Below are 14,840 nucleotides of genomic sequence, written 5' to 3'. Positions count from 1 at the left end.
CGTTACGAGTAAAGCGATCTTTCAAGCTCGATGAGGGCTGCTTGATATTGAGGTTTGCCGCCAAAGGCCTGAACGATCTCGACCGGCGAGCCGAACTGGTCCAGCGGCGCGACGCGCAGGATCTCCATCTGCTCGATATCGCGGATGCCTTCGTCGGCGTACTTCTCGAGCAGCACGTCGAGTACCTTGCGCGCGGTGTCGCCGTAACGGGTGAAGTAGTCCCGCTTCCTGACGCGCTCGGCACGCTCGCGCCGGGTGAGTGGCTTCTGGCCGAAGGCGATGTGGCAGATCAGGTCGAAGGGGTCGAGGTCCTTGCCGGTCTCCTTGCTTAGTTCGTCGAACAACACGCCTTGCTCTTCCAGTTCGGCAATGATCGCTGCCTTCTTTTCCGCTTCATTCCAGGTTTGCAGGAAGCTGTCGATCGAGGCAAAGCGTTTGCTGAGCAGGATGCGCGTGAAGTCCTTGAGCGACTCGGTGATCAGCTTGCCGTCGTTGCCGTAATACTGGATGCGTTCGTTCACCACATGGACGGTGACATCGTTGATCACGTATTTGATGCGGCCTTCGCCAGGCGGGTCTGCAGAACCATCGCCGTCGTTGGGCGTGCCTTCCGGATTGCCGTTCGGGCCCGGAGGCTGTTCGGGCACTTCCGGCGGCGTGACCGGATCATCCGCACCAGGGGTGTAGATCACCACGGGGTCGCCATCGAAGGCTTCATCGGCAAACAGTTCGGTGGCACGCTTGAAGTCGAGGATGGTGAACCACAGCTTGCCGTAGTCTTCGTCGATGCGGGTGCCGCGGCCAATGATCTGCTTGAATTCGGTCATCGAGTTGATGCTGCGGTCGAGTACGACCAGCTTGCAGGTCTTGGCGTCGACACCGGTGGTCATCAGGCGCGAGGTGCAGGCGATGACGGGGTAGGGTTTGCGTGGATTGATGAAGTTGTCGAGTTCGAGCTTGCCTTCCGCGTTGTCGCCGGTGATCTGCATCACGTATTTGGGGTTCTGGCTGGCGAGATCCGGATTGGCGTTGATCAGCGCCTGACGCATGCGGGCGGCGTGGTCGATGTCCTCACAGAAGACGATGGTCTTGGCCATGCGATCGGTGGCCTTGAGGAATTCGGTAATGCGCCGTGCAACGGTGGTGTCGCGCTGGGTGAGCACCAGCGTCCTGTTCATGTCCGAGGCGTTGTAGATGCGGTCCTCGACCACTTGGCCCTTGGCATCGACCTTGCCGGGAGTGGGGCGCCAGCCGAGATCCTTGTCGAGGTCGACGCGAATCACCTTGTATGGGGCGAGGAAGCCATCCTCGATACCTTGCTTGAGCGAGTAGGTGTAAACCGGTTCGCCGAAGTAAGTGATGTTTGAAACTTCCTCGGTTTCCTTCGGCGTGGCGGTGAGGCCGAGGTGCACTGCGGCGCTGAAGTAAGCCAGAATTTCTCGCCAGGCGGAGTCCTCGGCGGCGCTGCCGCGATGGCATTCGTCGATGACGATCAGGTCAAAGAAATCCGGACTGAACTGCTTGTAGATGTTCTTCTCTTCCTCGTTGCCGGTGACGGCCTGGTAGAGCGACAGATAAATCTCGTAGGACTTGTCGACCTGGCGCTTCTCGATCTTGGTCATCGCCCCGCCAAAGGGCTTGAAATCGTTGGTCTTGGTCTGATCGACGAGGATGTTGCGGTCGGCGAGGAAGAGGATGCGCTTGGCTGCCCTGGCTTTCCACACGCGCCAGATGATCTGGAAGGCGGTGAATGTTTTTCCGGTGCCGGTCGCCATCACTAGGAGTACGCGGTTCTGGCCCTTCGCAATGGCTTCGACCGCCCGGTTGACCGCATTCAGCTGGTAGTAGCGCGGCAGTTTGCCGGTGGTGTAGTAGTCCTGCGCGAAGATCGGCTCGGCGGTGGGCTCAATCCCTTTCCACGCCAAGTAGCGTTGCCAGAGAACTTGTGGCGATGGAAACTCGTCGAGCGCGATCTCGCATTCGATCAGACCGTCGCTTGCTGTCTTGTCATGCCACAGAAAGCCGTCGCCGTTGCTGGAAAAGGCGAAGGGCACGTCGAGCATCTCTGCATAAGCGAGTGCTTGCTGAATGCCTGCGCGCACTGAATGGGTGTTGTCCTTGCCCTCGACGATGGCGATCGGGATGCCCGGCTTGAAGTACAGCACGTAGTCGGCGCGGCGAATGGTCTTTTCGTCGCGCTTTGCCTTGTTGCCCCGAACCACGATTCGGCCGCTGGTGAGATTGACCTCTTCGAGGAACTGGGTCGCCCGGTCCCAGCCGGACGCTTCAATCGCCGGTGTGATGAACTTGGTGCAGATGTCCCGCTCGGAAAGCGCCTTTTGTCCATTCGAGGAGAGGCCGGCTGAAAATGACAAGGAGCTTATCATCTTGCCATTGCGCAGGATGTGATGCAGGTGACATCGCACCTCAAAACGAGCCGAAGCTGCACATTATTCGGCTCATTGCGTGAGCCGAATAATGCTAATATTCGGCTCAATCTCCCCACTGCAAACGCACCGATGTCGCGCTGGATATGGCAACACCCTGAATGGCCCCGTTTTGGCTGGCAGGCCGACGTGCTGGCTCCGCTGCTGCGTGATATCGCGCTGGCGCAGGGGCGCTTGCTTGGCCGTGCGAGCGCAAGCGATGCTGCCTTGCGTGTTGAGTTCAATCTCGACACCCTGCTGCAGAACCTGATCAATTCCAGCGCTATTGAGGGCGAACGTCTCAACGTGGATTCTGTGCGTTCAAGCCTGGCGCGTCGGCTGGGGCTGAAGGCCGATGTCAGGCAGCCAGATGCTGGCAGCGAGGGCCTTGCCCGTATGGTGTGGGATGCCACTACCCAGCTTGACGCCCCGCTCGACGAAGTCCGTCTGAGGCAATGGCATGCCTGGCTGTTTGCTGGCGATGACGGTTTTCTCGGTCAGCGCATTCGCATCGGAGATTGGCGTGGGTCCGAGCCGATGCAGGTGGTTTCCGGCCGTATCGACCGCCCCACTGTGCATTTCGAAGCGCCGCCACGAGAAGGGCTTGAAGCGCGAATTGCAGAGTTCGTTGCCTGGTTCAACAGCAGTCGCGGTGACGTCAGCCTTGATCCGCTGCTGCGCGCGGCCATTGCTCATTTCTGGTTCGTCACGCTGCATCCCTTCGACGATGGCAATGGCCGCTTGACCCGCGCTCTCACCGATCTTGCGCTTGCGCAGGGCGAGCCACAAAGCATTCGTTTCTACGCCATGTCGGCGGCCATCCTCGCTGATCGCAGGGGCTATTACCAGCAGCTGGAGTTCGCGCAGAAACTGCTCGAGCCTGAGCACTCCATCGATCTCACGCCTTGGTTGCAGTGGTTTCTTCTTGCCTTGCGCACAGCCATTCACAGCGCCGAAGCGCAGATTGACCGCGTTCTCGACAAGAGCCGGTTCTGGCAGCAGCGTCGTGCGCTGAGTCTGAGTGCGGAGCAGGTCAAGGTGCTCAACCGCCTGCTCGACGGCGACCAGCCTGAGCGTGGCGGCTTTGCCGAGGGCATCAGCGCCGCGCAGTATCAGGCTGTGGCGAAGGTCAGCAAGGCGACTGCCACCCGCCATCTCGCAGATCTCATCGCCAAGGGCTGCCTCGTCAGGTTGCCGGGAGGTGGTCGCAGTACCCGTTATCAAATCCAGTGGCAGCGCGAACACACGGACCTAGACGCATGATTTTTGACAACCCGCAGGGCACGCCGCCCACTGAGCGCGGCATCCGTATTGCGCTGATCTTCGCGCTCACTGCCGAACGCCTGTCGGCCTTCTATGAGCATGGGCAGTGGATGAACGAAGGGCAGGGGGCGACGCTGGCGGCGGACTGGCTGCGGCGCACGAAACGCACGCTGCCGCAGTCCGAGCGCAAGCAGCTCTCTGGCTTGAGCGACGACATGGCGCGGCAGATCGCCGCCACCTTGTCGCGCGAGGCCGGGCTTTTTACTGCGCATGAAATGATGGAGGCGCTCGACCCCAACTACCAGTCCGAGCTGGCGCAGGCGATGATGCTGGAGTGCGAGCGCCTGCTCGATGCCAGCGAGGCGTCCTGAGCCCGTGGCTCAGTTGTCGTCGGCGCCGTCCGTGCTTTCGCCGGCCATTCTTGCCTGACGTGCGGCTTCTTCGCGACGCGCGGCGTCGATCACCTGCATCACTTCGTCCAGATTGGCCAGGGTCTCGACGTCCTTGAAGGTGCCGGTGAGCGGGCTGTCGGGAAGCAGTTTTCCGGTTTCGTACAGCGCCCAGATTTCATCGGCGTAGCGGGTCTGGAGCAGTTCGGGGGCGAACTGGCCGAAGTAGTCGGCAAGGTTGTCCACGTCGCGCGCCAGCATGCGCTTGGCGTTGTTGTTGGCCGCGGCATCGACCGCCTGTGGCAGGTCGATGATGACCGGGCCGGCATGATCGACCAGGATGTTGTACTCGGACAGGTCGCCGTGCACGATGCCAGCGCACAGCATGCGCACCACCTGACGGATCAGGAAGGCGTGAAACGTGCGGGCGTCGTCGGCGCTGAGTTCGATGTCGTTGAGGCGCGGTGCGGGCTCGCCGTCTTCATCGGCCACCAGCTCCATCAGCAGCACGCCTTCGTGGAAGTCGTAGGGAACGGGCACGCGCACACCGGCTGCGGCGAGCTGGCGCAGGGCGTCGACTTCGGCGTGTTGCCACGCTGCTTCCTGTTCCTGGCGGCCGTAGCGCGAGCCCTTGGCCATGGCGCGCGCCTGGCGGCTGTTCTTCACCTTGCGGCCTTCGGTGTAGTCGACTGCCTTGTGGAAGCCACGCTTGTTGGCCTCTTTGTACACTTTGGCGCAGCGTACTTCGTCGCCGCACTGGACGACGTAGACCATTGCCTCCTTGCCGCTCATGAGCTGACGCAGCACGCTGTCGACGAGGCCGTCTTCGACCAGTGGGGCGATTCTGTGCGGTGTTTTCATGCTGCCTGCGGGGTCCTGTGCAGTTTGGCGTGGCCGAGCGGGGCGTCCTTGCCTGCGGTGAAGTGTTCTGACGACATTGGGTTCTGTCCTGCTGCGGGCCGGTATGGAGTGCCCGCCATCGTCGCCGGCGCGGTCGACAGTGCGGAAAGTGTGGGGTGACGGTGGCGAGGCCTGATGGCGCGCGTGAGCAGATGGACGGCTTCACGGCGTGCCCGGCGAACGGCTGGCCTGGCTTTGCAAGGCGAGGGCGTGGTGTCGGGCTTCGTCGCTACCGCGCGGATGATACCTTGTCCCGCCGGCTGTCGTGGCGGCTGCGTGGTAACAGTCTTGCCTGACATGAGTTGTGCAAGGCTTCCTGATCGCCGGAGTTGCCCAATATGCGTGGCACACAGGACAATAGCGGGATGGAAACCTATTTTATCTTCATGCTCGCGGCCGTTGGTGTTCTGGTGCTCAAGTCCCGGGATCAGCGTCGCCGCATCACCCTGCTGGGCAGCCACCTGAGCAACTACCAGATCGAAAAACTCATGGAGACGCTGGCCGAGGGCTATGACCGTGCCCTTGGCGAGCAGGACCCGAACCGTCAGGATCAGGTTCTCGCGCTGATGCAGTCGCACGAGACCGCACTCGCCAGTCAGTTTCGTCGTCTTGCTGCGGACGTCGCGCGGGTCGACTCCGCGCAGGTGCTCATCAGCACGCTGCCGCTTGCACTGCCCCAGGCCGACCGCCTGTTTCCGTCCTCGACCTTCGAGTTGGGCAAGGCCTTCGACATCCATGCCCGCGGCTTCGAGCGTGCAGTGGAAAATGAAGCGGGCCGCTCGCCGCGCGAACGCGCCTTTCTGCTGTCGGCAGAAATGTACCTGATGCAGCACACCTGCCACTGGTTCTGCAAATCACGGACGATTGCTTCTGCCCGCCTGCTGGCGCGCCACAAGACCAGTCACGAACAGGTGCTGGAAGCGGTGTCGCCCGAGACGCGGCGCGCCTACCGCGAGCTCACCGGCATCTGATCCACATCGCCCCGATCGGCGCTGCGCGCGCTCACGCCGGGCGCTCCTGTGCAGCCGCCAGTTCCGGTGCGGGTACGGTGTGAAGGTGCACATCCCGTTGCGGGAAGGGGATGGAGATGCCTGCGGCCTTGAACAGCTTCCAGATCGCGAGGTTGATGTCAGTGCGCACGTTGCCGATGCCGTTCTCCGGATCGCTGATCCACACCCGTAGTTCGAGCTGGATGCCGCTGTCGGCAAAGTCGAGCATGCGCGCGGCGGGCTCCGGCAGGGGCAGCACCCGCGGCGAGGCCTTGGCCGCCTCGAGCAGCAGGGCCATGGCCTGCTCGGGGTCGTCGCTGTAACTGATCTGCACCGGCAGTCGCACACGGGTGTTGGTGTCCGAGTAGCTCCAGTTCACCACTTCGGACGTGATCAGGTTTTCGTTCGGGATCAGGCGCTCGACGCCGTCACGGTCGCGTACCACCACGTAACGCGCGCGCAACTCCTGCACCCAGCCGAACTTGGCATCGTTGCCGCCGACCGAAATCACGTCGCCGGGCTTGATCGAGCGGTCGAGCACGAGGATGAAGCCGCTGATGAAGTTGCTGGTGATGCGCTGCAGGCCGAAACCGATGCCCACGCCGAGCGCTCCGCCGAACACCGTGAGCGTGGTGAGGTCGATGCCCACCGCGTCGATGGCGAGCAGAAAGGCCAGCGCGATCAGGAACACCTTGCTGAACTTGCCGAAGGCGACCTGCAGCGAGGGCGTCATGTGGGTGGATGCACGCATGCGCCGCTCGATCACTCCCGACACCCAGAACGCGAGGGTCAGCAGCAGGGCGACGAGTGCGACGAGCTTGACCGTGGCCAGCAGCGAGATGCGCGAGGCGCCGATATTGAAGGCGAGCTCGTCCATCGTGGCTTCGACGGCGGGCAGCCAGCCCAGAAGATGCAGTGCCACCATGGCCCAGATGCTGCCGGAGATGAGGTTCTCCCACGTCTTCAGCGCCGGGGTTACGGGGAAGCCCTTGCGCAGGATGTACACCAGCAGGCGGATGGCAACCAGCGACAGCAGCAGGGGCACAGCGACATCGAGCAGGCCGACAGGCAGTTGTGCCGAACGCAGGGCGCCGCGGCCGACCAGCACGCCGAGCAGCATCGTTGCCGGCAGCAGGATGCGTTGGGCAGTGCGCAGCGTCAGATGGCGCAGGCCTTTGCTGGATGCGGCCTCAAGCCCGGCGCGCAAGGACTCGCGCATCGTGCGGTGAATCACCCAGGCGATGAGGCCTGCGAGCGCAAGCACGCCGAGTTCGTAAAACAGTTCCACGGTCGCCAGTTCCGTCAGCAACTCGGGCAGGCGCTGCAAATACGACTGAATGTCCGGACTCATAGGGTCTCCCGTGTTCTTCTTGTCGTTGAGGACGCATTTTAACGCGCCCGGGTGACGACCACCGGACTGACGGTAAACGGAGACGAGGGAGTGGCTGCGCGACCTCCCTGGCGCTGGGTCGCTATCTGCCCTGTGTCTTTCGCATCATGTGTGCAGGCAGCAGCCCGCGCTCACCGTTTTCGAGCGTGACGTTATAGGCAAGCTCCGGGCCTTTGGCGCCACTCACCCGGCTGATGCGGGTGACCTTGCCACGAACCCAGGCGGCGCCGTAGCGGGCATATACGGTTTCGCCGACGGTGAAGCCTGCCGTTGTTGCAGCAGGCGTTGGCGGCGCGGACTGTGCCGGACGCTGAACGCCGCTGCTGCGTGGAGCCGCTGGGCCCGCAGAGGCGGCCGTTGCGGGGCACAGCACCTCCCACTGCTGTGAGATGCCGAGTCCGCCGCTGGCGTTGTCACGCCCGACGATCTGCCCCGAGGCATCGCGCCAGCGCGTGCGCCCGCCACCGATGTCGGCGTTGTCCCAGCGTCCGGCCAGGGTGTAGGTGTTGCCATCGACCTCCGTGATGCGGCCCTTGATACAGTTGGCCGTGGCGCGCCAGGTCTTTTTTGCCTCCGGGGTGGCAAGCTGGCTGCGCACGCAGTCGCGGTCGCCGGGTGACCAGTTGGCGCACCAGCCCTCGATCGCAGCCCGCGTGACACGCGCCTCGGCAACGGCGTTTTCGGTGCCTGCGCCGGTCTTGGAAAACACGGTCGGGGACCAGTGCTTGCTGCCGAGGGAGAGCCATTCCTCCTGTCCCGCCGCTGCGGCCGGCAGGGCGAATGCTATGGTGGCCGCGGGCAACAGCCCGGTCAGCGCGCGCCAGCCGGAAGCGAAGCGCGCAATGCAGTGCGATTCCGTGATCATGGTAACGACCTCCACCATGCCGTGTGATCTCAACATAGGCGATGGAGGGGTTTTTTCAATCGGGAGCGTGTTGTCCTGCATGCGTGCGCCAAAGCCGGGACAGGGGGCGTCCGCGCAGGCTCGCGGTGATCGGCTGTCGCCTGTCTAGGCGCGCAGCAGCAAAATCAGGCACAGCACCACCGCTGCGGTGGTGACAAGCGTGGAAACGGACAGCCAAAGCAGACGAACACGGTTGGCCTCGACCCGTTTCACCAGCACGGTATTCTGTTCGGCGAGCGCATTGATCAGCTCGGACGACGCCAGCATCTGGGCGTGCAGATCCTGCGAGGTGTTCTCGAGCGCAAGCAGCCTTGCCTGCAGCTTCGTCGAGGCACCTGCTTCGGCGGGCACCGTTTCCGCGCTCTCGTCCGTTGCGGCGGTGTCGGGTTGCGTCTTCCTGCCGACCGTCTTCCAGAGCTTTTTCGCACCGTCGGCGACCACCGGTGCGGTGGCGATGACATCCGCCCAGGGAACGGTTTTCAATAAGGTGATCCAGCCTATGGCCATGGCGACTTCCTCCCGGAGCAAGGCCCCGATTATGCATGCAAGGTCCGACCGTCAAACTGGCCAGTCGTTGCGTAAGGCGTTCAGGGTGCTCGCCCGTACCAAGGGGAAGCGCGGAGCGTGGCGGTTTCACGCGGAGGCGCGGAGGTTGCGGAGAAAGGCATAATGGACGGGTGCTCCGTGCCTCCGTGTGAGGTGCGCTTCGTCTATTACAGGAAACATTGCAGTGGCTAAAGCTTCCATCGTGTCCGTGGTTATTACACTGGCAGTCGTCGCGTTGGCGTTCTGGCTCAACCCGACGCCCGAGCAGCACAGGGAGCAGATTCGGCAGGCGATTGCCGAGCGCAGCCCTGTCGCGGGTCTGCTCGGACTGGGGGCTTTTACGGCCTTCGTGTCGCACTATCATCCGCTCGGGGTGGCGTCCTACACGATGGTGAATCAGCGCCTGGTTTCCATTGGCGCGTTTGGCGTGGTTGTCGTACTTGAGTCCATGCCGGCGCAATGAAGTTCTAGCGGACTCGCTAGTCCGTCTCGAAGCGGTGGGTGAGGGTTTCCAGTACCTGGGTGGCGAAGCGCGACACCGCAACCGGCAGGATGCGCCCGCGCAACTGACCGAAATAGAGCACGCCGGGCGGGACGTCGCGTACGTCGAGCGGTCTGCTGACCATGCCGCTGCCTTCGGTGCCGATCGGCAGACCGATCGGAATCTGGAAGGCGAGAATGTCTTCTTCCAGCGCGTGACTGCGCAGAAATTCAAAACTGTCTGACTCGACCACCGGCTGCAAGGTGAGCGAACTGCGCTGCACCGCCAGTTCGAGCAGGTGGCGCACGCCATATTGCGAGGTCGGCAGCGCCACCGGATAACGCAGGCAGTCGCGCAGGCGCAAGGTCCCGGCCTGTGCCAGCGGATGATTCGGGCGCATGAGCGCATGAACCGGCTGGCGGACCCGCTGCAGGACCTGAAAGTCCATGAGCCTTAAGGGCTCGAATACCAGTGCAAGATCCGCGCTCATGTCGACCAGCGCCTGCTCGGCGGCGGCACGGTCGCGGACGAGGACTTCAAAGGTAACGGCAGGGTGTGCATGCCGGTACTGGGCGATCTGGTTGGGCAGGAAGAACGGCAGCAGGGCCTGGCTGCAGGCGATCGATACATGGCCCCGACGCTCGCCGGTAAGGTCGGAGATCTGGCTCTTGACGCGCTCCATGTCGCTCAGCTGATTGCGCACATGATGGATCAGGATCTCGCCGGCGGCGGACAGTCGCACGCCGCGGGGCAGGCGCTCGAAGATGGGCACGCCCAGTTCCTCTTCCATCGCGAGGATGCGGCGGTTCAGTGCGGTGGATGTGATCGCGAGACTGTCTGCCGCCTTGCGGATGGAGCCGCTGCGAGCAATGACGTCGATGTAGCGCAGCGGCAGAAGATGCTTCATGGCGATGCTCCGTTTTCAGTGATGCAAATTTTGCAGCACAGATGGCGAAAATTAGCAGTATGCCGCGTCAGTGATCCCTGCTCAAATCACTTCCAGACGTTTCTGGAAGACATTTCATGCTGCACACACTCCCGTTCGATATCTCCAGCCTGCACGCCGCCTATGCGCAGGGGCTCGATCCCGCTGCCGTGATGGAGGAGGCCCACCGCCGCATCGGGGCCGCAGGCGATCCGGGCATCTTCCTGCATGTGCTCGAGCCCGCCGCGCTGCAGGCCCAGCTTGCGCAGCTTGGCGCTTTTGATCCCGACAGCAAGCCGCTGTGGGGCATTCCGTTTGCCATCAAGGACAACATCGACGCCGCCGGCGAGCCCACCACCGCAGGCTGCCCAGCCTATGCCTACGAGGCCGGGGCAGACGCCTTCGTCGTCGGCGTGCTGCGTGCCGCAGGGGCAATCCTGATCGGCAAGACCAACCTGGATCAGTTCGCGACCGGACTGGTCGGTGTGCGCACCCCCTTTCCTGTACCGCTTAACGCGCTCGACCCCGCGATCGTGCCGGGCGGATCCAGTTCCGGTTCTGCGGTGGCGGTTGCACACGGCATCGTGAGTTTCTCGCTGGGCACCGACACCGCCGGGTCCGGCCGGGTGCCGGCGGCGCTGAACGGCATCGTGGGGCTCAAGCCCACGCTCGGTGCGCTTTCGGCGACCGGCGTGGTGCCAGCCTGCCGCACCCTCGATACGATCTCGATCTTCGCGCTGACCGTTGGCGACGCCTACAAGGTGTTCGCCGCTGCGGCAGTGTTCGACCCCGCGGATTCGTACGCGCGACCGCTTGTGCTGGCCGAGAACCTCGTCGCCGCGCCGACGTTCCGCGTGGGTGTGCCGGATACCGCGAGTCGGCGCTTCTTCGGTGATGAAGTCCAGGCGGCGTCCTTCGATGCCACGCTGGAATCCCTGCGTGAGCGTGGGGCGGAGATCGTCGAACTCGACTTCGGTCCGCTCTATGCCATCGCGGAGATGCTTTACGACGGCGTCTGGGTGGCGGAGCGATACACCGTGATCGAGGCGCTGTTGCGCGAGCAGCCCGAGGCTGTGCTGCCGGTCACGCGGGCCATCATCCAGCGCGCCGAGAAGTTCTCTGCGGCCGACGCATTCCGCGGCTTCTACCGCTTGCAGGATCTGCGTCGCGAGGCGCTTGCCGTGGCCGATGCGGTCGACCTCCTGTGCGTGCCCTCGATTCCGACCTTCTGCACCGTGGCCGAGCTCGAAGCGGATCCGGTGGGGCCCAATTCCCGCCTCGGAACCTATACCAATTTCGTGAACCTGCTCGACATGTGCGCAATCGCGGTGCCCGTTCGCACGCGTGCCGACGGCAGGCCGGGCAGTGTCACCCTGATCGCCGGGCGCGGGGAGGATGCACGCATCGCGGCAGTCGCCGGGGTGCTGCAGCAGGACTGCGCCGCACCGCTCGGTGCGACTGGCTGGCCCCTGCCTCAGGCTGCCAGCGTTTCGCCGGCCGCCAATCGTGACGAGATTGCGCTGGCCGTGGTGGGCGCACACATGTCAGGTCTGCCGCTCAACCACGAGCTGACCCGCCTCGGCGCCCGCTTCCTGTGCGCTACACAAACCGCCCCGAACTATCGCTTCTACAGCCTCGCCGGTGGCCCGCCGCGGCGGCCCGGGCTGGTGCGCAGCGAGGCGGGTGCTGCGATCGCCCTCGAAGTCTGGGCGCTGCCGCTTTCCCGCTTCGGCGAGTTCACGCGCGGCATCCCGCAGCCGCTTGGCATCGGCACGCTCGATCTGGCAGATGGGAGCCAGGTAAAGGGATTTCTGTGCGAGCCCATGGGCACTGCGGGTGCCGAGGACATTACCCATTTCGAAGGCTGGCGCACCTACATGGCCGCGCTGGCTTCAACCTGACTACACACCAAGGAGTTCGATCATGCAAAGACGAGATTTCATCAAGGCAGGCGTAGTCGGCGCGAGCGTGCTGCCTTTCCTGCGTCATCTGCCCGCCCACGCAGCGGCCGGCAGCGACACGCTGGTGGTGGTGACCGGTGACGGCATCAACAGCCTCGACCTGCACCGCGCCGGGACCAACCGTCCGAGCTACCAGATTACGGTCAACGTCTACGACCGCCTGGTGCGTTTCGGTGTGAAGACGCTGGAAGATGGCTCGCTGTCCTACGATTCGACCAAGATCGTGCCGGAGGTGGCGGAATCCTGGACCTACTCGAGCGACCGCAAGTCGATCACCTTCAAGCTCAGCTCCAAGGCACGCTTCTGGGATGGTTCGCCGGTGACGGCGGAGGACGTCAAGTGGTCCTTCGATCGGGCAGTGAGCCTGGGCGGTTTTGCCGGTGTGCAGATGAAGGCGGGCTCGATGACCCGTCCGGAGCAGTTCGTGGTGGTCGATGCGCAGACCTTCCGCATCGACCTGCCCGCGCCTTCGAAGCTGACCTTGCCCGACCTCGCGGTGCCGGTGCCCTTCATCATCAACGCCAAGGTCGCCAAAAAACATGCGACCAAGGAAGACCCCTGGGCCACCGAGTATCTGCACAAGACGCCGGCCGGCTCCGGTCCGTTCAAGATCGCGCGCTGGGAACCGGGTCAGCAGTTCGTGTACGAGCGCAACGACGCCTGGGCCCTCGGACCCAAGCCGGCGCTGCGCCGCGTGATCGTGCGTGAGGTGCCGTCCGCGGCAACGCGTCGTGCGCTGATCGAGCGCGGCGATGCCGATCTCTACATGGATGTGCCGGCCAAGGACTCCAAGGAGCTCATGGAGGGCGGCAAGGTCAAGGTCTCCGGTGCGCCGATCGACAACTGCCTGCACGTGCTCGGGCTCAGCGTGACGCACAAGCCTTTCGACGATCCGCGTGTGCGCCAGGCCGTCGCCTATGCCCTGCCGTACAAGGACATCCTTTCCGCTGCAGCCTATGGCCGCGGCAAGCCGATGTTCGGTGCCGGTGCGAAAACGCCCGCCACGACCGAGTGGCCGCAGGCTTTCCCCTACGACACCGACCTGGTCAAGGCGCGTGCGCTGCTTGCGGAGGCGGGCCTTGCGGGCGGCTTCGAAACGACGCTGTCCTTCAACCTCGGGCTGGCCGACTGGCAGGAGCCGACTGCGCTGCTGATTCAGGAGGCGCTGGGCAAGATCGGTATCAAGGTCACGCTGGACAAGATTCCGGGTGCCAACTGGCGCACCGCTGCGCTGGTGGAAAAGCGCCTGCCGATGCATCTGGAGAACTTCGGCGGCTGGCTCAACTACCCGGATTACTACTTCTTCTGGGCGTACAAGCACGGGCACCTGTTCAACTCCTCGAACTACAAGAACGAAGAGATGGAGAAGCTCGTAGATGAAACCCTGCACATGGAGGTGAGCGATCCGAAGTACGCGCCCAACATCAAGCGCATGATCGCGATTGCGTTCGCCGACGTGCCGCGCATCCCCCTGTATCAGCCCTATCTGGATGCCGCACTGGCGAAGAACGTCGGTGGTTACGCCTCGTGGTACCACCGCCAGCTCGACTGCAGCACCATCACCAAGGCCTGAGATATCGTGAGCAGAGCTTCGCTGCCCATGGCACGCGCACCCATGTCTTCGGGCGGGGTGCGCTGATGCCGACAAAACTCATCCAGATCGGGAAGCGGCTGCTGCAGTCGCTGCCTTCACTGTTCGGTGTGGTGGTCATTTCCTTCGTGCTGACGCGGGCGCTGCCGGGCGATCCGGCGGCCTACTTTGCCGGCGCGATGGCCGACGCTGCATCCATTGCCCAGGTGCGCGAATCGCTGGGTCTGGACCGGAGCTGGCCGGAGCAGTTCGTTCTCTACGTCGGGCGACTGTTGCAGGGCGACCTCGGCATGTCGCTCGGCACCGGCGTGCCGGTGATGGAGGAGCTGCTGACGCGGCTGCCGGCTTCGCTGGAGCTGACTTTCTGCGGGCTGGGGCTGGCGATCGCGGTGGCGATTCCGCTCGGCGTACTGGCGGCGACCCGTCCCGGCTCGTGGATCGATCATCTGTGCCGCGTGGTGGTGACGGCGGGGGTTTCGCTCCCCACCTTCTTCACCGGCCTGTTCCTGATCTACATCTTCTACTTTCTGCTGGGCTGGGCACCGTCGCCACTGGGGCGGCTGGACATTCTGTATCTCTCGCCCGAGCGCGTGACCGGCTTCTTCCTCATCGACAGCATCATCGCCGGTGACGCCGAGACCTTCTGGGCCAGTCTGCGCCAGCTGGTGCTGCCGGCGATCACCCTGGGCGTGTTCGCGATGGCGCCCATTGCCCGCATGACGCGTGCGGCAATGCTCAATGCGCTGTCCAGCGAATACGTGCGCTCGGCACGCGCCAACGGCCTGTCGCGCTCCACCATCCTGGGCGCTTATGCCTTGCGCAACGCGGCGCTGCCGGTGCTGACGACGCTGGGCATGGTGTTCTCCTTCCTGCTCGGCGCCAACGTGCTGGTCGAGAAGGTGTTCTCGTGGCCGGGCATCGGTTCCTACGCGATCCAGGCGCTGGTGGCGTCCGATTACGCTGCGGTGCAGGGATTCGTGCTGGCAATGGCCTTGCTGTTCGTTTTCGTCAATCTGCTGATCGACGTGGTGCTGACCCTGGTCGATCCGCGCGTCGGTCTTGACGCCTGAGGACC

The 14,840-nt window shown here is 63.8% G+C and carries 13 protein-coding genes; 7 read left to right on the top strand and 6 right to left on the bottom strand.

All coding sequences use genetic code 11. From position 1 onward, the window contains the following. Positions 1–2: 2 nt before the first annotated feature. A complete protein-coding gene (gene hsdR / locus CEW87_RS22190) occupies positions 3–2,375 on the bottom strand; it encodes an EcoAI/FtnUII family type I restriction enzme subunit R (RefSeq protein ID WP_199917093.1) in 2,373 nt (790 codons plus the stop codon). Between the two features lie 144 nt (positions 2,376–2,519). Here hsdR and CEW87_RS22185 point away from each other — a divergent pair, with 144 nt between their 5' ends. After that, positions 2,520–3,689: a Fic family protein gene (locus CEW87_RS22185; protein WP_108976788.1), complete on the top strand. Its 1,170-nt coding sequence runs from the start codon at positions 2,520–2,522 to the stop codon at positions 3,687–3,689. After that, positions 3,686–4,060: a hypothetical protein gene (locus tag CEW87_RS22180; protein WP_199917092.1), complete on the top strand. Its 375-nt coding sequence runs from the start codon at positions 3,686–3,688 to the stop codon at positions 4,058–4,060. The genes CEW87_RS22185 and CEW87_RS22180 overlap by 4 nt, the downstream gene beginning before the upstream one ends. Positions 4,061–4,069: 9 nt before the next feature. Here the strand turns inward: CEW87_RS22180 and CEW87_RS22175 are convergent, their stop codons facing one another. Next, entirely contained in the window at positions 4,070–4,939 is an 870-nt protein-coding gene (locus tag CEW87_RS22175; RefSeq protein WP_108949106.1) for a PA4780 family RIO1-like protein kinase, read from the bottom strand. Between the two features lie 404 nt (positions 4,940–5,343). Here CEW87_RS22175 and CEW87_RS22170 point away from each other — a divergent pair, with 404 nt between their 5' ends. Continuing rightward, positions 5,344–5,949: a hypothetical protein gene (locus CEW87_RS22170; protein WP_108976786.1), complete on the top strand. Its 606-nt coding sequence runs from the start codon at positions 5,344–5,346 to the stop codon at positions 5,947–5,949. Between the two features lie 31 nt (positions 5,950–5,980). On the opposite strand, the gene CEW87_RS22165 is transcribed toward CEW87_RS22170, so the two are convergent. The 3 genes from CEW87_RS22165 to CEW87_RS22155 all read right to left on the bottom strand — a co-directional run bounded on the left by CEW87_RS22165 (position 5,981) and on the right by CEW87_RS22155 (position 8,789). After that, positions 5,981–7,318, bottom strand: a complete 1,338-nt coding sequence (locus CEW87_RS22165; RefSeq protein WP_108976784.1) for a mechanosensitive ion channel family protein — start codon at positions 7,316–7,318, stop codon at positions 5,981–5,983. Between the two features lie 121 nt (positions 7,319–7,439). Further along, entirely contained in the window at positions 7,440–8,222 is a 783-nt protein-coding gene (locus CEW87_RS22160) for a hypothetical protein (RefSeq protein WP_159098239.1), read from the bottom strand. A 144-nt stretch (positions 8,223–8,366) separates the two neighbouring features. After that, positions 8,367–8,789, bottom strand: a complete 423-nt coding sequence (locus tag CEW87_RS22155) for a hypothetical protein (RefSeq protein ID WP_159098238.1) — start codon at positions 8,787–8,789, stop codon at positions 8,367–8,369. 202 nt (positions 8,790–8,991) lie between these two features. On the opposite strand from CEW87_RS22155, the gene CEW87_RS22150 reads away from it, so the two are divergent. Then, entirely contained in the window at positions 8,992–9,270 is a 279-nt protein-coding gene (locus tag CEW87_RS22150; RefSeq protein ID WP_108949101.1) for a hypothetical protein, read from the top strand. 16 nt (positions 9,271–9,286) lie between these two features. Here CEW87_RS22150 and CEW87_RS22145 read toward each other — a convergent pair whose 3' ends face one another. After that, positions 9,287–10,195, bottom strand: coding sequence for a LysR family transcriptional regulator (locus CEW87_RS22145; RefSeq protein WP_108976778.1), 909 nt, complete (start codon positions 10,193–10,195; stop codon positions 9,287–9,289). A gap of 116 nt (positions 10,196–10,311) precedes the next feature. Here CEW87_RS22145 and atzF point away from each other — a divergent pair, with 116 nt between their 5' ends. From atzF to CEW87_RS22130, 3 genes are all read left to right on the top strand, one after another. After that, positions 10,312–12,114 carry an allophanate hydrolase gene (atzF, locus tag CEW87_RS22140; RefSeq protein WP_108976776.1) on the top strand — a complete coding sequence of 601 codons (1,803 nt, stop codon included), beginning with the start codon at positions 10,312–10,314 and terminating at the stop codon, positions 12,112–12,114. Between the two features lie 22 nt (positions 12,115–12,136). After that, a complete protein-coding gene (locus tag CEW87_RS22135; protein WP_108976774.1) occupies positions 12,137–13,747 on the top strand; it encodes an ABC transporter substrate-binding protein in 1,611 nt (536 codons plus the stop codon). Between the two features lie 65 nt (positions 13,748–13,812). Next, positions 13,813–14,835, top strand: coding sequence for an ABC transporter permease (locus CEW87_RS22130; RefSeq protein WP_108949097.1), 1,023 nt, complete (start codon positions 13,813–13,815; stop codon positions 14,833–14,835). Positions 14,836–14,840 lie beyond the last annotated feature (5 nt).

It is taken from the genome of Parazoarcus communis, assembly GCF_003111665.1.
Lineage (GTDB): Bacteria > Pseudomonadota > Gammaproteobacteria > Burkholderiales > Rhodocyclaceae > Parazoarcus > Parazoarcus communis_B.
This window is presented reverse-complemented; position numbering and strand designations above follow the sequence as displayed.

Bases quoted from the DNA above. Each gene is read 5' to 3' on its own strand.
- CEW87_RS22185 (WP_108976788.1), top strand. From the start codon at position 2,520: ATGTCGCGCTGGATATGGCAACACCCTGAATGGCCCCGTTTTGGCTGG.
- CEW87_RS22180 (WP_199917092.1), top strand. From the start codon at position 3,686: ATGATTTTTGACAACCCGCAGGGCACGCCGCCCACTGAGCGCGGCATC.
- CEW87_RS22175 (WP_108949106.1), bottom strand. From the start codon at position 4,939: ATGAAAACACCGCACAGAATCGCCCCACTGGTCGAAGACGGCCTCGTC.
- CEW87_RS22170 (WP_108976786.1), top strand. From the start codon at position 5,344: ATGGAAACCTATTTTATCTTCATGCTCGCGGCCGTTGGTGTTCTGGTG.
- CEW87_RS22165 (WP_108976784.1), bottom strand. From the start codon at position 7,318: ATGAGTCCGGACATTCAGTCGTATTTGCAGCGCCTGCCCGAGTTGCTG.
- CEW87_RS22160 (WP_159098239.1), bottom strand. From the start codon at position 8,222: ATGATCACGGAATCGCACTGCATTGCGCGCTTCGCTTCCGGCTGGCGC.
- CEW87_RS22145 (WP_108976778.1), bottom strand. From the start codon at position 10,195: ATGAAGCATCTTCTGCCGCTGCGCTACATCGACGTCATTGCTCGCAGC.
- atzF (WP_108976776.1), top strand. From the start codon at position 10,312: ATGCTGCACACACTCCCGTTCGATATCTCCAGCCTGCACGCCGCCTAT.
- CEW87_RS22135 (WP_108976774.1), top strand. From the start codon at position 12,137: ATGCAAAGACGAGATTTCATCAAGGCAGGCGTAGTCGGCGCGAGCGTG.
- CEW87_RS22130 (WP_108949097.1), top strand. From the start codon at position 13,813: ATGCCGACAAAACTCATCCAGATCGGGAAGCGGCTGCTGCAGTCGCTG.